25 protein-coding genes are annotated in these 21142 nt (G+C 69.2%); 17 read left to right on the forward strand and 8 right to left on the reverse strand.

Annotated features, from left to right (window positions below):
- Window positions 1–10: 10 nt before the first annotated feature.
- The 4 genes from C454_RS16865 (at window position 11) to C454_RS16880 (ending at window position 2838) form a co-directional block, all read left to right on the forward strand.
- Window positions 11–1147 carry a PGF-CTERM-anchored ABC transporter substrate-binding protein gene (locus tag C454_RS16865; protein ID WP_004977491.1) on the forward strand — a complete coding sequence of 379 codons (1137 nt, stop codon included), beginning with the start codon at window positions 11–13 and terminating at the stop codon, window positions 1145–1147.
- Window positions 1148–1237: 90 nt separating this feature from the next.
- The gene (gene srp19, locus C454_RS16870) at window positions 1238–1516 is read left to right on the forward strand and encodes a signal recognition particle subunit SRP19 (protein WP_004977493.1); all 279 of its coding nucleotides are present in this window, start codon (window positions 1238–1240) and stop codon (window positions 1514–1516) included.
- Window positions 1516–1740 (forward strand): H/ACA ribonucleoprotein complex subunit GAR1, encoded by a 225-nt coding sequence (locus C454_RS16875; RefSeq protein ID WP_004977496.1) that lies wholly within the window; start codon window positions 1516–1518, stop codon window positions 1738–1740. The genes srp19 and C454_RS16875 overlap by 1 nt, the downstream gene beginning before the upstream one ends.
- 48 nt (window positions 1741–1788) lie before the next feature.
- The gene (locus C454_RS16880) at window positions 1789–2838 is read left to right on the forward strand and encodes a presenilin family intramembrane aspartyl protease PSH (RefSeq protein WP_004977498.1); all 1050 of its coding nucleotides are present in this window, start codon (window positions 1789–1791) and stop codon (window positions 2836–2838) included.
- Between the two features lie 31 nt (window positions 2839–2869).
- Here C454_RS16880 and C454_RS16885 read toward each other — a convergent pair whose 3' ends face one another.
- Entirely contained in the window at window positions 2870–3349 is a 480-nt protein-coding gene (locus C454_RS16885) for a PUA domain-containing protein (RefSeq protein WP_004977500.1), read from the reverse strand.
- A gap of 119 nt (window positions 3350–3468) precedes the next feature.
- Between C454_RS16885 and C454_RS20565 the strand changes: the two genes are divergently transcribed.
- Window positions 3469–3636, forward strand: coding sequence for a hypothetical protein (locus C454_RS20565; protein WP_156224355.1), 168 nt, complete (start codon window positions 3469–3471; stop codon window positions 3634–3636).
- An 88-nt stretch (window positions 3637–3724) separates the two neighbouring features.
- The gene (locus tag C454_RS16890; protein WP_004977503.1) at window positions 3725–4639 is read left to right on the forward strand and encodes a DUF7847 domain-containing protein; all 915 of its coding nucleotides are present in this window, start codon (window positions 3725–3727) and stop codon (window positions 4637–4639) included.
- 12 nt (window positions 4640–4651) lie between these two features.
- Here the strand turns inward: C454_RS16890 and C454_RS16895 are convergent, their stop codons facing one another.
- Window positions 4652–5149, reverse strand: coding sequence for a LabA-like NYN domain-containing protein (locus tag C454_RS16895; RefSeq protein WP_004977506.1), 498 nt, complete (start codon window positions 5147–5149; stop codon window positions 4652–4654).
- A 391-nt stretch (window positions 5150–5540) separates the two neighbouring features.
- Between C454_RS16895 and dapA the strand changes: the two genes are divergently transcribed.
- From dapA to psmA, 11 genes are all read left to right on the forward strand, one after another.
- Window positions 5541–6458 (forward strand): 4-hydroxy-tetrahydrodipicolinate synthase, encoded by a 918-nt coding sequence (gene dapA, locus C454_RS16900; RefSeq protein WP_004977507.1) that lies wholly within the window; start codon window positions 5541–5543, stop codon window positions 6456–6458.
- Entirely contained in the window at window positions 6455–7216 is a 762-nt protein-coding gene (dapB, locus tag C454_RS16905) for a 4-hydroxy-tetrahydrodipicolinate reductase (protein ID WP_004977508.1), read from the forward strand. The genes dapA and dapB overlap by 4 nt, the downstream gene beginning before the upstream one ends.
- Window positions 7213–8055: a 2,3,4,5-tetrahydropyridine-2,6-dicarboxylate N-succinyltransferase gene (locus C454_RS16910; RefSeq protein WP_004977509.1), complete on the forward strand. Its 843-nt coding sequence runs from the start codon at window positions 7213–7215 to the stop codon at window positions 8053–8055. The genes dapB and C454_RS16910 overlap by 4 nt, the downstream gene beginning before the upstream one ends.
- Window positions 8052–9299, forward strand: a complete 1248-nt coding sequence (gene lysA, locus C454_RS16915; RefSeq protein ID WP_004977510.1) for a diaminopimelate decarboxylase — start codon at window positions 8052–8054, stop codon at window positions 9297–9299. Before C454_RS16910 ends, lysA begins: the two co-directional genes overlap by 4 nt.
- Before the next feature lie 20 nt (window positions 9300–9319).
- On the forward strand, window positions 9320–10186 hold the full coding sequence (gene dapF / locus C454_RS16920; RefSeq protein WP_004977511.1) for a diaminopimelate epimerase: 867 nt from the start codon (window positions 9320–9322) through the stop codon (window positions 10184–10186).
- Window positions 10183–11280, forward strand: a complete 1098-nt coding sequence (locus C454_RS16925; protein WP_004977512.1) for a M20 family metallopeptidase — start codon at window positions 10183–10185, stop codon at window positions 11278–11280. The genes dapF and C454_RS16925 overlap by 4 nt, the downstream gene beginning before the upstream one ends.
- 50 nt (window positions 11281–11330) lie before the next feature.
- Window positions 11331–11885, forward strand: a complete 555-nt coding sequence (locus tag C454_RS16930; protein ID WP_004977513.1) for a BGTF surface domain-containing protein — start codon at window positions 11331–11333, stop codon at window positions 11883–11885.
- A gap of 73 nt (window positions 11886–11958) precedes the next feature.
- Window positions 11959–12654 carry an RNase P subunit p30 family protein gene (locus tag C454_RS16935; protein WP_004977514.1) on the forward strand — a complete coding sequence of 232 codons (696 nt, stop codon included), beginning with the start codon at window positions 11959–11961 and terminating at the stop codon, window positions 12652–12654.
- Window positions 12638–13264: a class I SAM-dependent methyltransferase gene (locus tag C454_RS16940; RefSeq protein WP_004977515.1), complete on the forward strand. Its 627-nt coding sequence runs from the start codon at window positions 12638–12640 to the stop codon at window positions 13262–13264. Before C454_RS16935 ends, C454_RS16940 begins: the two co-directional genes overlap by 17 nt.
- A 9-nt stretch (window positions 13265–13273) precedes the next feature.
- Window positions 13274–13753 (forward strand): Rpp14/Pop5 family protein, encoded by a 480-nt coding sequence (locus C454_RS16945; protein WP_004977516.1) that lies wholly within the window; start codon window positions 13274–13276, stop codon window positions 13751–13753.
- 6 nt (window positions 13754–13759) lie between these two features.
- The gene (gene psmA, locus C454_RS16950) at window positions 13760–14518 is read left to right on the forward strand and encodes an archaeal proteasome endopeptidase complex subunit alpha (protein WP_004977517.1); all 759 of its coding nucleotides are present in this window, start codon (window positions 13760–13762) and stop codon (window positions 14516–14518) included.
- 235 nt (window positions 14519–14753) lie between these two features.
- Here psmA and C454_RS16955 read toward each other — a convergent pair whose 3' ends face one another.
- The 6 genes from C454_RS16955 to purH form a co-directional block, all read right to left on the reverse strand.
- The gene (locus tag C454_RS16955; protein ID WP_004977518.1) at window positions 14754–15107 is read right to left on the reverse strand and encodes a helix-turn-helix transcriptional regulator; all 354 of its coding nucleotides are present in this window, start codon (window positions 15105–15107) and stop codon (window positions 14754–14756) included.
- Window positions 15108–15132: 25 nt separating this feature from the next.
- Complete coding sequence (locus tag C454_RS16960) at window positions 15133–15885, reverse strand: NRDE family protein (RefSeq protein WP_004977519.1); 753 nt, start codon at window positions 15883–15885, stop codon at window positions 15133–15135.
- A 111-nt stretch (window positions 15886–15996) separates the two neighbouring features.
- Window positions 15997–16146 (reverse strand): hypothetical protein, encoded by a 150-nt coding sequence (locus tag C454_RS20850; protein ID WP_169330639.1) that lies wholly within the window; start codon window positions 16144–16146, stop codon window positions 15997–15999.
- Between the two features lie 67 nt (window positions 16147–16213).
- Window positions 16214–18685: a dihydropteroate synthase gene (folP, locus tag C454_RS16965; RefSeq protein ID WP_004977520.1), complete on the reverse strand. Its 2472-nt coding sequence runs from the start codon at window positions 18683–18685 to the stop codon at window positions 16214–16216.
- Window positions 18686–18842: 157 nt separating this feature from the next.
- Window positions 18843–19268 (reverse strand): universal stress protein, encoded by a 426-nt coding sequence (locus C454_RS16970; RefSeq protein ID WP_004977521.1) that lies wholly within the window; start codon window positions 19266–19268, stop codon window positions 18843–18845.
- A gap of 224 nt (window positions 19269–19492) precedes the next feature.
- Complete coding sequence (purH, locus tag C454_RS16975) at window positions 19493–21070, reverse strand: bifunctional phosphoribosylaminoimidazolecarboxamide formyltransferase/IMP cyclohydrolase (RefSeq protein ID WP_004977522.1); 1578 nt, start codon at window positions 21068–21070, stop codon at window positions 19493–19495.
- Between the last annotated feature and the right edge of the window lie 72 nt (window positions 21071–21142).

Here is a 21142-nt window from a genome sequence, read left to right on the forward strand (position 1 = left end):
GGCCACTACCGTGAACCGACAACTCGTCGTCGCCCTACTGGCGCTCGCGACCGTGTTCGCCGGGGTTCCGGCACCGGCCGCGGCCGCGGTAGACCAGACCGCACAGCAGCAGCCCGCGCAGTGTACGTTCCCGATGACAGTCACCGACGCCACGGGAACCGAAGTCACCATCACCGACGACCCCGAGCGGGTCGTCACGACCAACCCGAGCGCCGCCCAGACCATGTGGGAGCTCGGCGCGCGCGACGAGGTCGTCGGCGTCTCGCAGTACGCCATGTACCTCGACGGCGCGTCGGAGAAGGGGAACGTCTCCGGCTCCGGCGGCCTCAACGTCGAGGCCGTCATCGGCCTCGAACCCGACCTCGTGCTCGTCCCGAACTCCTCGTACAACGCCGAGCCAGACCGCGTCGGACAGCTTCGCTCGGCGGACATCTCGGTCGTCGTCTTCGAGTCCGGGAAGTCGCTCGACGCCGTCGCCGACAAGACCGAGCGCGTCGGCCGCATGACCGGCAACTGCGAGGCCGGCGTCGAGCGCGCGGGCGAGATGCGCGAGTCGATGGAGCACATGCGACAGGCCCTCGACGGCGCGGAGCGTCCCGTCGGTCTCAACTCCTTTTTCGGCTACACTTCCGGCTCCGAGACGTTCATCTCCGACATCATGACGACCGCCGGCCTGCGCAACGGCGCGGCGGAGGCGAACCTCACCGGCTTCGCCCAGATTAACGAGGAACTCGTCGTCGACATGAACCCCGAGTACATCGTCGTCCCCGACCACGCGCCGGTGCCGAGCAGTCCGGCGTACAACAGCACGACGGCGATACAGGAGGGCAACGTCATCGTCATCGAGGCGCACAAGCTCCAACAGCCCGCCCCGCGCGCCATCGAGGCGAGCGAGGAGATTCTCGAAGCGGTCCACCCCGACGCCTACGAGCGCTACCAGCAGCTCGAAACCGAGTCGGCGACGGACGCCACCGAGAACGCAACTGAGACGACCGCGGACGCGGACGCGACCGAAACCGACGCGACCGAGTCGCCCGCGACGACCGAGTCGTCGGAATCGACCACCGAGAGCGACGCGCCCGGATTCGGCGTCGTCGTCGGCCTCGCCGCCATCGGCGCGGTCGTCCTGCTCGCGCGTCGCCGGTAACCGGACCGACCCGCGCGTCGTTTTCCACTTCTCGTCGTCCGGCTCCGTGAGACCACAACCGTATTACCGGCGGATGGCGGACACACGGGTATGGTCGAGAACGTCATCTACCCCGCCTACCTCGACGCCGCGCTCTCGCGCAGCGAGGGCCGACGGGTCGCCCAGTCCGCGGCGGTCGAAGCGCCGACCGTCGACGAGATTGCGAAGGCCGTCCAGCAGGTCGGCTACGACGCCGTCATCGAACGGGACAAGCGGTACTCTCGGGAGTTCGAAACCCGCGGGCGCGTCCTCGTGAACAACGCCGACGACGCCACGAAAAACGACATCGTGCAGGCGGTCGCCGCCTACGTCGGAATCCTCCGCGACTGATGCGGCGAATCGGCACGGTCTCCCGAACGGCGCAGGGGCTCGCTATCGTCCGCCTCGACGACGACGACACGCCCGACATCGGAACCATGGTCCTCGACGAGTCGCTGTCGACGGTCGGCCGCATCGTGGACGTGTTCGGCCCGGTCGACCGACCCTATGTCGCCGTCACGGCGGACGACGGCTCGCCCGCCCGACTCGTCGGCAGCAAGCTCTACGCTCGCTGACGACTCCAGAGCGCAACCCCCATACTCCTCGGGTGGGAACGCCCCTGCATGTCACGCCGCGCCTATCGGGGGGTCGCCCTCGCCGCCCTCATCTTCCTCGTCGTGCAGGTGGGTGCGCTCGCCCTCGTGCCGACGTTCTTCGAACAGGGGTACCAGACGGTCGAAGACCCCACCGACCCGACGAACAGCCTCCTCTACATCGGCGCGATTATCGCCATGACCGCGTTCATGCTCGCGGCGTTCAAGTACGACCTCGACCAGCTCATCCGCCTCGTCATCGTCTTCACGAGCGGCCTGCTCGCGTGGTACGTCTTCGCCGCGCTCGTCCCCAACGGGTTGGTCGCCATCGCCCTCTCGGCGGGCGTCTCGCTCGCCCTGCTGGTCTACCCCGAGTGGTACGTCATCGACGCCGCCGGGGCGCTCATGGGTGCCGGCGCGGCCGCCCTGTTCGGCATCAGCTTCGGCCTCCTCCCGGCCATCGTGCTCCTTTCCGTCCTCGCCATCTACGACGCCATCAGCGTCTACAAGACGAAGCACATGCTCGACCTCGCGGAGGGCGTGATGGACCTCCGCATCCCGGTCGTGCTCGTCATCCCGACGACGCTGTCGTACTCGCTTCTCGACGACGACTTCGCCCGCGACGCCAACGAGGTCGGCGACGGCGAGAACGCGACTGACGGGGGCGAACCCGCGGGTGCGGTCGACGCGGAGACGGCTGACGCAGAAGCGGCTGACGCAGAAGCGGCTGACGCAGATACCGACGCCGACGCCGACGAGTCAGACCCCGGCGACCGCGACGCGTTCTTCATCGGCCTCGGCGACGCGGTCATGCCGACCGTGATGGTCGCCTCGGGCGCGTTCTTCTCCGAAGCGCCGTCGCTCGGCTTTGGTGCGCTTCCGGCGCTCAATCTCCCGGCGCTCCTCGCCATGGTCGGGACGTTCGCCGGGTTCAGCGGGCTGATGTGGGCCGTGATGAAGGGGCGGGCGCACGCCGGTCTGCCGCTTCTCAACGGCGGCGCGATAGGCGGCTACCTCGTCGGCTCGGTCGTCGCCGGCGTCCCGCTCGTCTCCGCGCTCGGACTCGCGCCGTACCTGTAGAATCGAGGTCCGCGGGCCGCGTCTGCTTTCCCTATTCTTCGTCCGCGCCCTCGCGGACGCGAACCGCCATCCCCGCCTCGAAGTCGAGCATCGCGTCCGCGGAGAGTTCCGCGCGGCCGACGCCCAGCAGGTCGCCGTCCGGGCCGACGACGCACACCTCGTCGCCCGAGCGAACCGCCGGGTCGGCGTCGGTGACGAACTTGGCGAAGGCGTTCTTGCCGTCGCTGACGAACGGAACCGACTCGTCGCCGACGCGGACGACGTAGGCGTCGCCGTCGAGACTGTCGTAGAGGCGGCGGCCGCCGGCGACGCCGAGCGTGAACCGGCCGTCGGTGCCGTAGGAGGTGACGCGGTCGCCCTCGACGTACACCTGCCGCGGGCGGCCGCTGCGCGAGCGCGAGAGTTCGATGTCCGCGTCGGTCGGGAACAGCGCGTCGCCCGCGCCGGCCCCGAACTGGTAGTCGGCGACGACCCGGAGGTCGTCCAAATCGGTCGCGTGGCCTTCGGTCATACCCAGTCGTTCGCCCCGCCGGCTAAAGTGGGTCGCGGTCCCGCCCGGCCGCGTGTACCGGGTTAGCACGCACGTTCGAGACGGAAAGCCCTAAGTACGGGACAGACCCCCGTCGGAGTATGTCTGTGGACGTTCGACTCGCCGCCGTGGGGACTGTGCTGCTGCTCGCGAGCAGCGCGCTCCTCACCCAGACGGCGCTCGACTGGCGGCTCCCGACGGTGCTCGCCGCCATCGCGGCGTTCGGCGCGGTCGCCACCGTCGCCCGACTGGCGACGCCAACGGCCTGACACGCCGCTCGCGGGCTCGGCCGCGACCCCAGTACGCCGCCGTCTCGACCCACCCGTTTTACGTATTATCGCATCGACACGTCGAGGTATGGCTGCGATTAGCTCCCTCCAGACCGCCCTCCGAGGCATCCGTTCGAACCCGGTGTTGTTCCTCGCCGGGCTCGCCTTAGGTCTCGTCACGCTCCCGCAACTCGCCACGCAGTTGGCGCAGATACCCATCGTCCCGACCGCCCTGATGGCGGTGACGTTCTTCGTCACGCCGTTCGTCGCCGCCGGCCTCTACGGGATGGCCGACGAGGCGGTCGACAGCGGGGGGTCGACCTCGCTTTCGACCCTGACCGACGTCGGCCGCGAGAAGTACGTCCCGATGCTCCTCGCGAACATCGTCCAACTCGGCATCGTCATCGCCTTCGGTATCGTGTTCCTCATCGCCGCGGTCGTCATGGCCATCTCGCTCGGCCTCGGCGGCCTCGCCGCCGGCGGTGGCGACGTCTCCAACTTCGCTCTCGGCGGCGGCTTCCTCGTCGGCCTCGCCGTGCTCGGCCTCATCGGGCTGGCGTACTTCGTCGTCATCTTCCTCGTTCAGTTCTACCCCGTCGCGGTCGTCGTCGGCGACAAGGGCGCAATCGAGTCGTTCGGCGAGAGCTACCGACTCGTCCGGAACAACATCGTCCCCTCGCTCGGCTACTCGGTCATCCGGTTCGTCGTCGGCCTCCTCATCAGCATCCCCGTCACGGGATTCATCGTCTTTCGGACGTTCCAGAACGTCCAGCAGGTACAGGACGCGGCGAACCCCGCGGCGGCGCAGGCGGGCCTCGGATTCTCGCCGACCGAAATCGCCGCCATCGCCGCCATCTCGCTGGCGACGCAGATGGTTCTGGCGACGTTCCAGTACGTCTACGCGGTCGCCTTCTTCGAGGCCCACGACTCGGGCTCGAACGGACCGGCCGGAACGGCCGGCCCCGATATCGACGGCGACTCGGTGATTCCGCAGTTCGAATAATCGCCCTGCGACCTACAGCAGGAACGTCTCTTTTCGTTCGGAGAGGTCGATGAACGCGTCCGCCGCCTCGACGAGTTCGTCCGCGGTGGACTCCTTGAACGCCATCACCTCGACGCGGACGCCCTCGTGGCGGAGGTGGGTACAGAGCCGCTCGAAGTCGCCGTCGCCCGAACAGAGGACGACCGTGTCCACGTGGTCGGCGAGGCTGACCGCGTCGAGCGCGATGCCGAGGTCCCAGTCGGCCTTCTTCGAGCCGTCGCCGAACGTCTTGATGTCCTTGATTTTCGTCTCGAAACCGATGTCGACGAGTGCATCGAAAAAACTCCCCTCGTCGGGCGAGTCCGCTCGGATGACGTAGGCGATGGCGCGGGTGAGCGCGCGGCCCGCCGTTCCCTTCTTGAGGAGCGACGAGTAGTCGATGTTCCGCGAGTACAGACTCTGTGCCGTATGGTAGAGGTTCTGCGCGTCGGCGAGGATGGCGACGCGCTGGTCGGGGTGAATCTCGGTCATTCGTACGACGCTTGGGCGGCGCGGGCTAATAACCGTCCGGGGAGGCGGGCACGCGTCGGACGAGTGTCCACCTCGGTGACCGGAAACCGGACGGAGAGCGCCCCAAAGCCGCCGGAGGCGGGCCGTCGAGGTCCGGCAGGTCCTGCAGACGACGCAAGTTATATTACGCTTCCAGCACCTGCATCCGGTGTGAACGACGCGACGCGGCCCTCGGAGGTCACCACACCCTCGACAGCGTCGCGTGCCGCTTTCTTTTCGAAAAAACGTGCGTACTGAATCGCTCGTTGCGGGAGTAGCGACCCCGTCTCGGGCGGCCTTCGGCTGACGCACGTTCCGGTCACACGACCGATACCGACCTTCCCACGACCGTCACCACACCCATCACCGACACATGACATCATTCGACTTCCGCGGCGTCTATCCCGCGATGACCACGCCGTTCCACGACGACGGCAGTATCGACTTCGAACAGTTCCAGGCCGACGTGCGACGCCTCGAAGAGGCCGGCGTCGACGGCATCGTGCCCGTCGGTTCGACCGGCGAGTCGGCGACGCTCACCCACGACGAACACGTCGAGGTCGTCGAGGCGGCCGTCGAGGCCGTCGAGGACGTGCCCGTCGTCGCCGGCTCCGGGTCGAACTCGACCCGCGAGGCGCTCGAACTCTCTCGGCGCTCCGCCGACGCCGGGGCCGACGCGCTGCTTCTCATCTCGCCGTACTACAACAAGCCCGAGCAGAGCGGTCTCGTCGAGCACTACCGGACCATCGCCGACGAAATCGACCTGCCGCAAATCGTCTACAACGTCCCCGGGCGCACCGGGAGCAACATCCTCCCCGAGACGGCCGCGACGCTCGCCGAGCACCCGAACATCACCGCCTACAAGGCCGCCAGCGGCGACCTCGGCCAGATTTCGGAGGTCGTCGAGCGGACCCGAGACGAGCAGTTCGCGGTGCTGTCGGGCGACGACGCGCTCACGCTCCCGATTCTCTCGGTCGGCGGCGTCGGAGCCATCTCGGTCACGGCGAACGTCGAGCCCGCGCGCGTCGGCGCGATGGTCCACTCGGCGCTGCAGGGCGACTACGAGCGCGCCCGGGACATCCACCACGACCTCGCCCCGCTGAACCGCCACCTGTTCTCCGAGACGAACCCCATCCCGGTCAAGGAGGCCATGGAGATTCGGGGTTACGGCCCGGCGAGCCTGCGCCCGCCGCTCACCCGCCTCACCGAGGAGAACACCGAGGAACTGCGCCGCCTGCTGTCCGACCTCGAAGCCGAACAGGCGATTCCGGACGGGGGTGCTGCCGAGTGACGGTCTCTCTCGGCGTCACCGGCGCGACCGGCCGCATGGGCGGGGAAGTCCTCGCCGCGGCCGCCGACCGCGACGACCTCTCGGTCGCCTTCGCGGTCAGCCGCTCGCCCGGCGACGAGGTCGAGGGCGTCGCCGTCGAGGACGCGGCCGACTTCGCCGACCTGCTCGCCTCGCGCGACCCCGACGTCGTGGTCGACTTCACCGGCCCGGGTTCCTGCATCGAGTACGCGTCGGCCTGCGCGGAGGCGGGCGTCGGCTTCGTCACCGGGACGACCGGGCTGAGCGAGGGCGGCTTCGACGCGCTCCGCGAGTCCGCATCGGAGGTCCCGGTGCTGTACGCCTCGAACTTCTCGCGCGGCATCGCGGCGCTCCGCCGGGCCGTCCGCGAGGCGGTTCCCGCCCTCGACGGCTACGACATCGAACTCACGGAGACGCACCACAACGCCAAGCGCGACGCCCCGAGCGGAACGGCGCTGACCATCCTCGACGACATCGACGAAGCACGCGGTGAGTCCCCGCGCGTCCACGGCCGCGAGGGCGAAGCGCCCCGGTCCGAGGGCGAAGTCGGCGTCCACGCTCGCCGGGCGGGGGATATTGCCGGTGAGCACGAGGTATTACTGGCTGGAAATCACGAGTCTCTTTCACTCACGCACCGCGCGGGGTCGCGGGGTGTCTTCGCCGCCGGCGCGCTCGACGCCGCGGCGTGGCTCTCCGACCGCGACGCCGGGTGGTACGACTTCACCGAGGTACTCGAATGAACCTGGAATCCGACGTACGAGACCTGTGGCAGCGATACAACGACGGCGACGTGGACGCCGAATCGGCGACCGTCGACGAACTCGACACGCTCGACGCGTTCCTCGACGCCCTCGAAGCGGGCGAGGTGCGCGCCGCCGAGAAGACCGGCTCCGACGTGACCTCGTGGGAGGCCAACGAGTGGGTCAAGCGGGGCATCCTGCTCAACTTCGGCCTGCGCGAGACGCTCGCCCGCGAGTACGGCGACGTCCGCTACCACGACGTGCTCCCCCTGCGCGACACCGAAGACCTCGGCGAGCGCGGCACGCGCAACACCCCGGACGGCACCGCCATCCGCCGCGGCGCGTACCTCGGCTCCGACTGCATCATGATGAGCCCCTCGTTCGTGAACGTCGGCGCGCACGTCGGCGACGGCACGCTCGTGGACTCCTGTGACACCGTCGGCTCCTGCGCGCAGATCGGCGCGAACGTCAAGCTCGGCGCGAACACGCTCATCGGCGGCGTGCTCGAACCCGTCGAGGACGCCCCGGTCGTCGTCGAAGACGGCGCGGCGCTCGGCGCGGGCTGTCGAGTCACCTCCGGCTTCGTCGTCGGCGAGAACTCCATCGTCGGCGAGAACACGCTTCTGACGCCCCGAATCCCCGTCTACGACCTCGTGGACGAGGAGATTTACTACGGCCACCTGCCCGCGAACCGCCGCGCCTTCACGCGCTTCGTGGAGTCGTCGCTCGGCGACCACGACCTGTTCGCCGGCGGCGCGTACAAGCCCGCGGTCGTCGCCCTCGACATCGAGGACGACACCCTCGACGCCACCCGTCGGGAGGAGGCGCTGCGCGAATGAGCGGCGGCGGGCCGGCCGTCCGGCGGCTCTCGGACTGGGACCGCGAGCACCTGCTGTCGCTCGCCGACGAGTTCGGCTCGCCGCTGTACGTGACCGACCTCCGTCGCGTCCGCGAGAACTGTCACCGACTCCGCGAGGCGTTCCCCGAGGCGCACGTCAGCTACGCCGTCAAGGCCCACGCCGGTCGCGCGGTGCTCGAAACCGTCCGCGAGGCCGGCGTCGACGCCGAGTGCGCCTCCGCGGGCGAAGTCGAGCGCGCCCTCGACGCCGGCTTCCCCGGCGAGCGCGTCCGCTACACGGCGGTCAACCCGCCGGACGCCGACCTCGACCACGTCGTCTCGCGGTGGGAGTCGAACCCCGAGATGACCGTCACGGTCGGCGCGGCGGACACTATCGACCGCCTGCGCGAGCGCGGCTTCGACGGTCGGCTCTGCCTTCGCGCGAACCCCGGCGTCGGCGCGGGCCACCACGAGAAGGTCACGACCGGCGGGCACGCGAAGTTCGGCATCCCCATCGACCGCGTCCCCGACATCGCCGCCGACGCGCGCGACGAGTTCGACCTCGTCGGCGTCCACGCCCACGCTGGAAGCGGCATCTCCGGCGACGACCTCTCGGCGCACCGCGAGTTGGTCCGCCGGATGGGCGACCTCGCCCGAGAGGTCGGCGACCTCGAATTCGTCGACGTGGGCGGCGGCTTCGGCGTCCCCTACCGCGAGGACGAACCGCCGCTCGACCTCGACGCCGTCGCCGACGCGACCCGCGAGGCGCTCGGCGAGGTGGACGCGCGACTCGCAATCGAACCCGGCCGCTACGTCGTCGCCGACGCCGGCGTCCTCCTCTCGCGGGTCAACACCGTGAAGGAGGCCCCCGAGACGACCGTCGTCGGCATCGACGCTGGTATGACGACCCTGCTCCGACCGGCGATGTACGACGCGTACCACGCGATTTCGAACCTCTCTCGGCCCGACGCCGACCCGGTTTCGACCATCGTCGCGGGCCCCGTCTGCGAGACGAGCGACGTGTTCGCCGACGGCCGCGAACTCCCCGAACCCGAGCGCGGCGACTGTCTCGCGCTCGGCAACGCGGGGGCGTACGGCTACGAGATGGCGAGCACCTACAACTCTCGACCGCGCCCCCCGGAAGTCGTCCTCGACGCCGACGGCCCCCGACTGGCCCGCCGGCGCGAGACCCTCGACGACGTCACCGCACTCGAACGAACCGCATCCGAGCACATCCCCAACTGACCAAGCACCAACACAGAATCATGAGCGTACTCAACACCGTTCCCTTCGAAAAGTTCCACGGCACTGGAAACGACTTCTTCGTCGTCGACGCAGACGACCCGGTCCCGGACCGACCCGCCTTCGCCCGCACCCACTGCGACCGCGAGGCCGGAATCACCCTGAGCGAGAGCGAACGCCGCGGCGCAGACGGCGTCCTGTTCCTCGCGCTCGAATCGCGCTACGACCCGCCGCGGGTCGTCATGACCCTCGTCCAGCCCGACGGCTCCGTCGCCGCCATGTGCGGCAACGGCGCTCGCGTCGCGGCCGCGTGGGCCGCCGAGCGAACCGGCACGAACGAAGTCATGATAGACACGCCCGCAGGGACCCGCCGCGCGAGCCTCGACGGCACCGACGTGACCGTCGAGATGGGCGCGCCCTCGTTTGCGCCCCGCGACGTACCGCTCGCGTCCGACGACGAACTCGTCGACACCGAGGTCGAGGGCCTGACCGTCACGGCCGTCAACACGGGCGTGCCCCACGCCGTCGCCTTCGTCGACGACGTGGACGACGTGGACCTCGAATCGGTCGCGCCGGCGGTCCGTCACGCACCGGTGTTCACCGAGGGCGCGAACGTCACGCTCGCCTCCCCCGACGGCGAGGGCGGCTTCCGCCAGCGCACCTTCGAGCGCGGCGTCGAAGGCGAGACGCAGTCCTGCGGCACCGGCGCGGTCGCCGTCGTCGCGGCCGCGAAGCGACTCGGACACGTCTCCGGTGACGACCCCGTAACCGTCACCCCGCCGGGCGGCGCGCTCTCCGTGACCGTCCCCGACGAGGGCTCCGCGCTCCTCGGCGGACCGGCCGTCTACGAGGGCGACGGCGAAGCCGACATCGTCTTCCGCGAGCGATGAGCGGCGACGCCGACGGGTTCGACCCCGTGGCGTTCCTCGAACGGGCCGTCCCCGTCGCGTCGAACGACGACGTGGGCGAGATGCGCGACCTGCTGGTCGAGACGCTCGAAGCCGAGGGCGTCTCCCCGACCGTGGACGACGCCGGCAACACCGTCGCCTCGAAGGGAGCGGCGGAGCCGGCGACGCACCTCGTCCTCAACACGCACATCGACACCGTCTCGCCGCACGTCCCGTACGACCGCGACGATGGCGTCATCCACGGCCGCGGCTCCTGCGACGCCAAGGGCCCACTCGCGGCCCTGCTTTCGGCCTTCTTCGCCGCCGACCCCGGCCCCGACGCCCGAGTGACGCTCGCCATCACGCCCGACGAGGAACTCCTCTCGACGGGCGCGGCCGAACTCGACCTCGGCGGCGACATGTACATCGTCGGCGAGCCGACCGGCCTCGACGTCTGTACGGCCGCGAAGGGTCGGTTCGAGGGAACGGTGTCGCTGTCGGGCGTCGCCGCGCACGCGGCCGAGCCGCAGTCGGGCGTCAACGCCGTGGACGCGCTCGCGCCGGTCCTCGACGCGCTCCGGTCGTTCGACGACGACCGCGAGGCCCACCCCGAACTCGGCCCGGCGACGCTGACGCCGACGATGGTCGACGGCGGCGCGAACTCGAATCAGGTGCCCGCCGACTGCCGACTCGTGGTCGACCGCCGGAGCGTCCCGCCGGAGACGGCCGAGGGCTTCCGCGAGGAACTCGAATCGACGCTCCGGGCCGCCGCGCCCGACGACGTTGGCGTCGACTTCGCGCTCACGGAGCGCCCGACGCCGTTCCTCGAAGCGTTCGCGACCGACCCCGACCACGAACTCGTGACGGCGCTCGCCGCGGCCTCCCGAGACGCCGGCGGGCGGGCGGACGTCCGGCCCTTCACGGCCGCGACCGAGGCCTCCTACTTCTCGCCCGCGCCCGTCGTCGTCTTCGGTCCCGGCGACCTCGCCGACGACGAGGGCGCGGTCGCGCACGCCGACAGAGAGTACGTGCGCACCGACGACGTGCGAACCGCGGCCGCCGCGCTCCGCGCCGCGCTCACCGCGCTCACCGCCTAACTGTTAATTAATCAAAACGTACTTGTTGTCCGAACGATACGTTTCGGACGATGCGCCCTCCCCATCTCGTCGTCTCCCTCCTCGTCGTCGTCGCGCTGTCGCTTCCGGGAGCCGTCGCCGCCGACGGCACCGTTATCGACCACTCCGGCGAGGGACTCACGCTCGACGCGGCCGATGACGAGCACATCCACGGGACGACCTCGTTCTCGTCCGGGACGCTCATCGGCGTCCGCGTGAAGTCCGTGGGTGACACCCACCCGTTCCTCGTCTCGAAGGCCGTCCGCGTCGGCGAAAACGGCACGTTCGACGTCACGTTCGACCTCTCGGAGCTGTCCCAGCTCCGCGGCGGTCCGGTTCAAGTCTCGATTCGCCACAACCAGCAGTCTATCTACCAAGAAAACGCCACGCTCGTGACGCACAACATGCCCGGTGACTCGACGCTCACGCCCGACGTCGAGACCACGGCGACGACGACCGAAACGGCCCCGCCGTCGACGGCGACGACGACCGATTCGCGGTCCGGGTTCGAGGTCCCCGGCTTCGGCGTCGGTGCGGGCGTCGCCGCGCTCTGCCTCGCGTCGTTCGCTGCGTACGCCCGGTTCTGACGGTCCGTCGCCCGCCCTCGCGCCGGAGCCCCGGAACGCAACGCCCTTTTCCCACCCGTTCCTGTGTCGGCGTATGTACGAGGCGGTCTACGCACACCCCGACGGCGAGAGCACGGCCAGCCGCGCCGCCGTCGCCGCCGGTCGGTACGACTACGACGGCGTCGTCGTCCGCGCGCTCGACGCCAGCCCCGACTACGACCGCCTGCGCGACGACCTCGACGTGGACCTCGTCGACGCCGTCGAAATCGACGCGTCGAACCCGGAACGCGCCAGCGGCGCGGTCGGGAACTACCGCCCGCAGCGCGAACTGCTCATCCTCCGCGGCGGCACGAACGCGCTCAACCGCTTCGCCGTCGAACAGCCGCGAGTGGACGTGCTCTCGCGTCCGATGGACGGCGACGGCAACTTCAATCACGTCCTCGCCAAGGCCGCCCGCGACAACGGCGTCCGCGTGGAGTTCGACTTCGGTCCGGTGCTTCGAAGCGACGGGGGGACTCGCGTACAGGCGATTTCGGCCCTCCGGAAGCTCCGCGAACTCGTCGAGTACTACGACGCGCCCTACGTCGTCTCCGCGACCCCGTCGTCGCACCTCCACCTGCGGAGCCCCCGCGAGCTGGCGGGGCTGGGCGAGGTCATCGGCTTCGACCCCGAGCAGGTGCTCGACGGCCTCCGCGAGTGGGGTCGCCTCGCGGCGCGCAACCGCGAGCGCATGTCCGAGTCGTTCATAGCCCCCGGCGTCAAACGGGGACGGTATGAAGAAGACGATTGAGGAACACGCCGCCCGCTTTTCCCACATCGCCGCGGAGTACGACGATTCGCAAGACAGCGATGAGTACCGCGCGTGCGTCTCGCTCGTCGTCCACTACGCCGACCCCTCCCCCGAGGACGTGGTCCTCGACCTCGGCACCGGAACGGGCGCTATCGCCCTCGCGCTCGCCCCCGACGCGAAGCGCGTCGTCGGCCGCGACATCAGCGAGGGGATGCTCGAACAGGCCCGAACCAAGGCGGCCGAAGTCGGCATCGAGAACGTCGAGTTCGGCGAGGGCCGGTTCCGCGAACCGAACGTGGACGACGACGAGCAAATCGACATCGTGGTCACGAACTTCGCCATGCACCACCTCTCCGACGAGGAGAAACGCGAGGCAATCGGGGTCATCGCCGACCTCGAACCCCGGCGGTTCGTCCTCGGCGACGTGATGTTCTTCGGGACGCCCGACCCCGACGAGCCGTTTTACTCGCCCGAGGTGGACGACCCCGCGACCGTCGGCTTCCTCGCCGACGCGCTCACGGACGCCGGGTTCGTCCTCACGGCCGTCGAGTCCGTCCACGAGCAGGTGGGCGTCCTCGTCGCCGAGCGAGCGCCGACCGCCGACGAGTGAACTGAACCGATGAAACACCTGCCCAAACACCTCCGGCCGCGGCGGCGGTACCTCGCCGTCGAAGTCGAGACGTGGCCCGACGCCGACCTCGGCCGCGGGCCGTTCCAGCGCGAACTCTGGTACGCCGCCCAGAACCTCTACGGCGACGCCGGGAGCGCCGACGCCGACCTCACCGTCCTCGGATTCGACTACGCCGACGGTATCGCCGAGACTATCGTCCGCGCCCGTCGCGGTCACGTCGAAGACGCCCGGGCCGCGCTCGCCTGCATCGACGCCGTCGGCGGCGACCCCGTCGGGGTGAGAGTGAGAGGCGTCTCGGGGACAGTGCGTGCCTGTTCGGAAAGGTATTTACACGGCCGGGCCGGAATTTCCGAGGAGAGAACCGTCGTGTTCGAGAACGAATCCCGAACCGCCGTCGTCCGCGACTCACTCTTGGACGTCGGCGGTCCGGACGGGTTCACGGGCGCGACGCAACTCGATTTCGAGTGATATTCCATGCAGGGACAAGCGCAACAACAGGCGTACGACCGCGGGATTACGATCTTCTCGCCGGATGGTCGACTCTATCAGGTCGAATACGCTCGTGAGGCCGTCAAGCGCGGCACCGCGAGCATCGGCGTGCGAACGCCCGAGGGCGTCGTCCTCGCGGCGGACAAGCGCTCTCGATCGCCGCTGATGGAGCCGACGAGCGTCGAGAAGATTCACAAGGCGGACGACCACATCGGCATCGCGAGCGCCGGCCACGTCGCCGACGCCCGCCAGCTCATCGACTTCGCCCGCCGCCAGTCGCAGGTCAACCGCCTCCGCTACGGCGAACCCATCGGCATCGAGACGCTGACCAAGGAAGTCACCGACCACATCCAGCAGTACACGCAGGTCGGCGGCGCGCGCCCGTTCGGCGTCGCGCTCCTCATCGGCGGCGTCGAAAACGGCACCCCCCGTCTCTACGAGACGGACCCCTCGGGGACCCCCTACGAGTGGAAGGCCGTCTCCATCGGAGCCGACCGCGGCGACCACCAAGAGCACCTCGAAGAGAACTTCCGCGACGACCTGACCCTCGACGAGGGTATCGAACTCGCGCTCGAAGCCATCGGCTCGACCAGCGAGGAGGGCACCTCGCCCGACGGCGTCGACGTGGCGACGGTCTCCGCGGAGACCGAGCGCTTCGTCGAGCTGTCTAACGACGAAATCGAGAGCTACCTCGAAGCCAACGACCTGTTGGCGACCGAGGACGACGAACAGACCGAAGAGTAAACCGCGTCCCGCGGTTCCCGTTCTCGCGCGTTCTTCTTCGACTCCCATCCCCCCGAGCGACCGCACCGTCGGCTCGGACGCGGCGGGCGGAGCGTCGCGTCGCTCACGGTCGGTGACGGGTGCAAGCGAGACGCTGAACGGGATGAAAACAGACCCGGACGGAAGGGAAAACGGACCGGAAACAGAATCGGGAAAGCGGTCGTCTATCGGGTTCTCGAACGAGACCGCGGTCGTCTCAGTACTCCTCGTAGGCGAGGTTCATGAGCCACTGCGAGAAGGCGTTGCTGTTGGCGTTTATCTCTTCTTCACCGATGAGCGGCGAGAGCATGTCGCCCGCCATCAGCATCGAGAAGCTGAGGTCGCGCGCGGCGGGTTCGAGGTAGTAGGTGGTGTGGCCGTTGTAGACGGTCTCGGTTCGCTTGATGAGACCGAGCGACTCCAGCACCTCGGCGATGCGGCTCCCCTTCCGGGAGGAGATGTCGAGTTCTTTCCAGAAGTCGCTCTGGTGGATGCCGCCCGACTCGCGGATGAGTTCCAGTCCCGCGTGCTCGTCGGAAGAAAGGTCTTGCTCGGCTTCGCTCGCGCTCATACCACCTACACGTCGTGCGAGCGGTTTAATCCTGACGTTCGACCGGTTCGAAGGCGGTCTGACACGGCGGGCCGTCGGCGAATTCGTAGGCGAATTCCGCCTCGCCGAGCGTGATGACCGACGACGAGCGCGTGCCGAACCGACCCTCCGGGTCGTGGACGCAGACGCCGAAGTCGTGGTCGCCCAGCGCCGCCTTCGCCCGCTCGCGCCACGCAGTCACCGACTCGTCGGGCTCGGGCTGGAGCGCCTCCTCCAATCGCCGGGCGTTGTCGGCCTGCCGCTCCCCAACTTCGGGCCGTCGCTCGGGGACGAACCACGAGTCGGGCGTGCCGACGTTGACGACCACGCGGACGCCGGGGTCGAAGTTCCGAACCGAGACGCTGCCGTCCCACTCGAAGAACAGCGCGGCGTTCTCGTCGGCGACGACGAGGTTGAAGCCGTCGTAGGTGTGGTCGTCGACCGCGTGTTCGACGAACCGGGCGGCGTCCTCGGCGGTCTCACGGCGGAGCGCGTCGCGGACGAGGCGGCCCCGGGAACGCTCGCCGCCCCCCGCGACCTCGACCCAGCGGTTGGTGATGCCGACGAAGACGCCGGCGTCGTTGTAGCCGACCCACGTCCCGCCCGCCTCGGCGTCCCGCGGGGCGACGATTGCGGGGCCGTCGCCGTCGTCCCATCGCCGTGGCGGTTCGGCGGGCCTGCCGAGTTGCTCGTCGCGGTTGGCGGCGACGACAACCGGCGCGTCTTCGAACACCTGCCACGCGAGGATGAGTGTGCACACGAGGAGAGAGTAGGCACCCGGCGCAGAAAAACACCGGCTCCGACTGCTGACCCGGCCTCCGGCTCCCGGTCCAGTACCTGATTCGGCTCCCGAACGACCGGGAAACGCCACTCACTCGTCGGACCGCTCGTCGAGTTTCGTTTCCAGTTCCGCCACTCGGCGTTCGAGGCCGCCGGCGAGGAGAAGTATCAACAGGAGGGGAACGGCGACGACCAGCACGTGTGGGAACTCCGTCGAGAGCCAGTACGGGAGGAGGGACATACGCGAATCGAATCAAGTGTGTGACAAGAATTTGTCGAAGCGCGGGACCTGAGCCGGCAGCCGTGTCTCAGTCTTCGCTCTCCGAGTCGCCTTCGAACCGGCTCGGGTCCCGCGAGGCGAGCGCGACGTTCACGGCCGCGACGTTCTCCGGCACGTCGTGGACGCGGACGATGTCGGCCCCGCGGTCGGCGGCGATGGTCGTGCCCGCGACGGTCGCCGCGAGGTTGTCGCCCGGCTCCTCGCCGACGAGCGAGAACATCGACTTGTGGGAGTGGCCGACGAGAATCGGACAGCCGAGCGCGGCGAACTCGTCGGCGCGCCCGAGGAGTTCGAAGTTCTCGGCCTTCGACTTCCCGAAGCCGAGACCGGGGTCGACGATGAGGTTCCGCCGGGGGATGCCCGCCTTCTCGGCGAGTAACACCAGTTCGGTCAGTTCGTCGATGACGTCCTCGACCACGTCGTCGTAGTCGACCTCGCGGGACGGGTCGACCGGCGCGTCGATGCTGTGCATCACGATGACGGGCGTGTCGCGCTCGGCCGCGAGAAAGCGCATCTCGGGGTCTTCGAGGCCGGTCACGTCGTTGAGGATGTCCGCGCCGGCGTCGAGGGCGGCCTCGCCGACGGCCGCCTTCCGGGTGTCGACCGAGACGAGCACGTCGAGGTCGGCGATGGCCTCGATGACGGGCGCGACGCGGCGAATCTCCTCGTCGACCGGGACCTCGTCCGCGCCGGGACGGGTGCTCTCGCCGCCCACGTCGATGATGTCTACCCCGGCGTCGACCATCGCCCGCGCCTGTTCGACGGCGTCGTCGATGTCGTAGAACTCCCCGCCGTCGTGGAAGCTGTTCGGCGTCACGTTCAGGATACCCATGACGGCCGTGCCGTCGTCCCACGGGTACTCGCCGGCGTCGTCGCGGTCGGTGCCGCTCGCGCCGAACGCCTCCCGAATCTCCGCTGCGACCCCCGCGAGCGCGTACGGCCGGGCTTCGAGGGCCGCCGTCAGTCGCTCGAACTGGTCGAGCGTCCCGGTCAGGACCACGTCGACGAGTTCGCCGCCGAACTCGTGGCCCGAGACGGCGCAGTCGCCGCCGACGGACAGCAGTTCCTCGCGGAGCACTCGGGCCTGTCGGCGCTGGACGCGGGTGTGGACAGTTCGATTGACCGCCCGCTTCGCGCGCGCCCCCCGGTCGGCGGCGTCCGACACGTTCGCGCGTTCGAGCGTCCGGCGAGCGTCGTCGAGGGTGCGGTGGGATTTCGGGACGACCGCCCGCGTCCACGTCGTGCGCGCCTCGGCGACGACGTACAGCGAGCCGACGACGAGCACGCAGTCGTCCGGGGCGGCGCGGGCGCGCGCCCGGTCGAGCGCCGAGGCGACCGCGCCGCCGGTCTCCACTTCGGGGCCGTCGAGTCGCTCGAAGACGGACGACAGAATCTCGGGGTCTTCGCCCCGCGAGATGTCCGCCTTGCAGGTGACGACCGACGCGACCTCCGGGAGCGCTCCGACCATCTCGCTGTGGTCCTTGTCGTGCATCGCCCCGTAGACGAGGTGGAGGTCGTCGTAGTCGAACTCGTCGAGGACGGTGGCGACCTGCGCGCAGGCGTCGGGGTTGTGCGCGCCGTCGAGGACGACCGTCGGCTCCGTGCCCATGACCTCGAACCGACCCGGCCAGTGGGCGTTTCGGAGGCCGCGGTGAATCGCCTCCTCGTCGATGTCGGGGCGGACCTGCCGGGCGATCGAAACGGCGATACCGGCGTTTTGCGCCTGATACGCGCCCAAAAGCGGGATTCGAACGTCGAGCGTCTCGTCGTCGGTCTCGACGGTGACGGCGGCCTCCTGGTGGTTGACGCGGCCGCCGTAGGAGGCGCGAACGTCGGCTTCGGAGCCGGCGTCGCCGACGGTCAGCACGTCGCCGACCTCCTCGCGGATGACCGACAGCGCCTCGCCGGTCGCCCCGGTTACGAGCGGTGCGTCGGCGGGCGCGACGGCCGCTTTCGTCTTCGCGATTTCCGCGACGGTATCGCCGAGGACGGCGGTGTGTTCGAGCGAGACGTTGGTGACGGCGCTGGCGACCGGGTCGACGGCGCTCGTCGCGTCGAGTTCGCCGCCCATCCCGACTTCGAGGACCGCCACGTCCACGTCCGCGCGGTCGAAGTACCACAGCGCGAGCGCGGTCACGGTCTCGAAAAAGGTCAGCGGCTCGCCGTCGGCGGCCCGCTCGACGAGGTACGGCTTGGCTTCGGCCACGAACGTCGACAGCGCGGCCTTCGGAATCTTCCGGCCGTCGACGCGGATTCGCTCCCGCACGTCGTCGAAGTGCGGCGAGGTGTAGAGGCCGACGTGCGCGCCCGACTCGCGCAGTATCGCGTCGACCATCCGGGCGGTGCTTCCTTTGCCGTTCGACCCCGCGACCTGCACGAACGACACGCCTTCGTGGGGGTCGCCGAGGTGAGAGAGCAACCGCTGAATCGACTCGGTCCCCGGCTTGACCTGAAACCGCCGGAGGTCGAAAAGGAAGTTCACCGCCTCGTGGTACTCCATACGCGTGAGAAACCGGACGGTGGGCTTAGGCCTAACGCTCCACGTCACTCCTGCGACACGACGCCGGTCGCCCGACAGCCCCGACCGCCACCGCTGTCATCGGCGACGCTCCGCGGGCGACCCGGAACGTCACCGGAGTGCGCTTAACGCGCCGGAGTCAGTCGATGTGAACGACGAGCACCGGGCGTTTGGCGTTCTCGATGACGCGCTCGGTGACGCTCCCGAGCGACGTGAGTTTGTCGCGACCGGTCCGCCCGTGGGTTCCCATGACGACCACGTCGACGTCGTGTTCGTCGGCGTAGTCGAGGATGACCCGGTGCGGCACGCCGTCGCGGATTGCGGTCGCCGTCGAGGCCTTCCCCTCGCACTTCTCGGCGCACCGCTCGACCGCCTGTACCGCGTCGTCGCGGAGCGACTGGATGACCGCGTCCTGTTGGTCGCCGCCGGCGGCGAGGTACACCCGCTGGTCGACGACCGACAGCACGTGAATCTTCGACTCCGCGTCGGCGAGTTCGAGCGCGTGTTCGACCGCCTGCATCGTCCCCTCGCTCCCGTCGGTCGGCACCAGGATGTGTTCGTACATACCTCTGTGTTCGCCTCGCCGACACTTGAAGGGACACCGTCGGTGTTAGGACGTGGGAACGGTCTCGGGGCGTCTGGAAGTGAGAGAGGAGATGCCCAGTCGTGCCCAAAATCGCGCGAGACTCACATTCGTTCGTCTCACTGACTTCCGTCACTAATCGTGGCGGAAACACCGAAGCACTCCCTCCGGTCGTGCTTCGAGCTTTAGACGCTCCTTCGCTCCGCTCAGTCGTGTCTAAAGCACCGCTGCCCGGTGAAGACCATCGCAATCCCGCGCTCGTCGCACGCCTCGATGACGTCCTCGTCGTTCACCGAGCCGCCGGGCTGGATGACCGCCTCGATGCCCGCGTCGGCCGCCTTCTCCACGCCGTCCGGGAACGGGAAGAACGCGTCGGAGGCCATGACGGCACCCTGCGCGTCTTTGCCCTCGGCGTGTTCCTCAGCCTTCATCGCGGCGAGTTCGACCGCGTCGACGCGGGAGACCTGCCCCATGCCGACGCCGACCGTCTCGGTCCCCTTGGCGAAGAGGATGCCGTTGGACTTCACGTGCTTCAGGACCTTCCACGCGAACAGCATCGTCTCCAACTGCTCGTCCGTGGGTTCGGTCTCGGTGACGACTTCGAGGTCGTCCAGCGTCGGCGTCCAGAGGTCGCGCTCTTGGACGAGTCGCCCGCCGACGAGCGCCTTTTCGGTGTACGTCTCGGTCCGCTCGCCGAGTTCGCCCACATCGAGGACGCGGAGGTTCTTCTTCTCGGTCAGCACGTCGAGCGCGTCGTCGGTGTAGCCGGGCGCGACGACGACTTCCTTGAACGAGTCGATGATGAGTTCGGCCGTCTCGGCGTCGCACTCGCGGTTGAGCGCGACGATGCCGCCGAAGGCGCTCATCGGGTCGGTGGCGAGGGCGTCGGCGTAGGCCTCCGCGAGCGTGTCGGCGGTGGCGCAGCCGGCGGGGTTCGTGTGCTTGATGACCGCCGCGGCGGGCTCGTCGAACTCCTTGATGATGTTCAGCGCGCCGTCGGCGTCGTTGTAGTTGTTGTACGAAAGCCCCTTCGCGCCCTCGTTGAGCTGGGGCGCGCCGACGACCGACGCCTCGTCGCACGTCTCGTCCACGTAGACCGCGGCGTCCTGGTGCGGGTTCTCGCCGTAGCGGAGTTCGTCGTAGCGGTCCTCGGAGGTGACGCGGCGCTCGGGCAGCCCGGCGTCGACGTCGCCCTCGACGGTGACGGAATCGTCTTCGACCGTCACGCGGCCCTCGGCGAACCAGCGGACTGCGCGCGGGTAGGCCTTGAACTCGGCGTCGTAGAGGACGCGCGATTTGAGGTCGTCGGCGTCGTCGTCGGTGTAGACCGGAACGGCCTCCTGCGTGACGATGGGGCCGGCGTCGACCTCCTCGTTGACGACGTGGACCGTACAGCCGGTCGTCTTGACGCCGGCGTCGAGCACCTGTTCGTGGGCGTCCATGCCGGGGAACGCGGGGAGCAGCGACGGGTGGACGTTGAGCGTCGTCGGCGCGGCGTCGAGGAACGTCGAGGTGAGCACGCGCATGTAGCCGTCGAGGCAGACGAGGTCGAAGTCGTAGTCCGCGAGGGCGTCGAGGATGCGCTCCTCGTGGGACTCGCGGGCCTCGTCGTCGCCGCGCTCGACGACTTCGCTGGGGATGCCGTGTTCGTCCGCCCAGTCGAGGACGGGCGCGTCGGCGCTGTTCGAGACGACGACGCCGAGTTCCGCCCCGCCGGGGGCGCGGTCGGCGACGTTGCGAAGGTTTCGTCCGCGGTTGCTCGCGAGACCGGCGATGGTGACCATGTGAGAAAGGGGACTCGCGGCCCTCAAAGTGGTTGCGGTCCTCGACGGCAATATATACTCGATTGTGTATAT

Source organism: Haloferax gibbonsii ATCC 33959 (assembly GCF_000336775.1).
GTDB classification, from domain to species: Archaea; Halobacteriota; Halobacteria; order Halobacteriales; family Haloferacaceae; genus Haloferax; species Haloferax gibbonsii.

Coding starts and splice junctions, on each gene's coding strand:
- folP (WP_004977520.1), bottom strand. CDS start 18,685: ATGGAGTACCACGAGGCGGTGAACTTCCTTTTCGACCTCCGGCGGTTT.
- C454_RS20850 (WP_169330639.1), bottom strand. CDS start 16,146: ATGTCCCTCCTCCCGTACTGGCTCTCGACGGAGTTCCCACACGTGCTG.
- C454_RS16885 (WP_004977500.1), bottom strand. CDS start 3,349: ATGACCGAAGGCCACGCGACCGATTTGGACGACCTCCGGGTCGTCGCC.
- C454_RS16930 (WP_004977513.1), top strand. CDS start 11,331: ATGCGCCCTCCCCATCTCGTCGTCTCCCTCCTCGTCGTCGTCGCGCTG.
- dapF (WP_004977511.1), top strand. CDS start 9,320: ATGAGCGTACTCAACACCGTTCCCTTCGAAAAGTTCCACGGCACTGGA.
- C454_RS16945 (WP_004977516.1), top strand. CDS start 13,274: ATGAAACACCTGCCCAAACACCTCCGGCCGCGGCGGCGGTACCTCGCC.
- C454_RS16925 (WP_004977512.1), top strand. CDS start 10,183: ATGAGCGGCGACGCCGACGGGTTCGACCCCGTGGCGTTCCTCGAACGG.
- C454_RS16940 (WP_004977515.1), top strand. CDS start 12,638: ATGAAGAAGACGATTGAGGAACACGCCGCCCGCTTTTCCCACATCGCC.
- dapA (WP_004977507.1), top strand. CDS start 5,541: ATGACATCATTCGACTTCCGCGGCGTCTATCCCGCGATGACCACGCCG.
- C454_RS16880 (WP_004977498.1), top strand. CDS start 1,789: ATGTCACGCCGCGCCTATCGGGGGGTCGCCCTCGCCGCCCTCATCTTC.
- C454_RS20565 (WP_156224355.1), top strand. CDS start 3,469: ATGTCTGTGGACGTTCGACTCGCCGCCGTGGGGACTGTGCTGCTGCTC.
- C454_RS16890 (WP_004977503.1), top strand. CDS start 3,725: ATGGCTGCGATTAGCTCCCTCCAGACCGCCCTCCGAGGCATCCGTTCG.
- C454_RS16935 (WP_004977514.1), top strand. CDS start 11,959: ATGTACGAGGCGGTCTACGCACACCCCGACGGCGAGAGCACGGCCAGC.
- psmA (WP_004977517.1), top strand. CDS start 13,760: ATGCAGGGACAAGCGCAACAACAGGCGTACGACCGCGGGATTACGATC.
- C454_RS16910 (WP_004977509.1), top strand. CDS start 7,213: ATGAACCTGGAATCCGACGTACGAGACCTGTGGCAGCGATACAACGAC.
- srp19 (WP_004977493.1), top strand. CDS start 1,238: ATGGTCGAGAACGTCATCTACCCCGCCTACCTCGACGCCGCGCTCTCG.
- C454_RS16875 (WP_004977496.1), top strand. CDS start 1,516: ATGCGGCGAATCGGCACGGTCTCCCGAACGGCGCAGGGGCTCGCTATC.
- C454_RS16955 (WP_004977518.1), bottom strand. CDS start 15,107: ATGAGCGCGAGCGAAGCCGAGCAAGACCTTTCTTCCGACGAGCACGCG.
- purH (WP_004977522.1), bottom strand. CDS start 21,070: ATGGTCACCATCGCCGGTCTCGCGAGCAACCGCGGACGAAACCTTCGC.
- lysA (WP_004977510.1), top strand. CDS start 8,052: ATGAGCGGCGGCGGGCCGGCCGTCCGGCGGCTCTCGGACTGGGACCGC.
- C454_RS16970 (WP_004977521.1), bottom strand. CDS start 19,268: ATGTACGAACACATCCTGGTGCCGACCGACGGGAGCGAGGGGACGATG.
- C454_RS16895 (WP_004977506.1), bottom strand. CDS start 5,149: ATGACCGAGATTCACCCCGACCAGCGCGTCGCCATCCTCGCCGACGCG.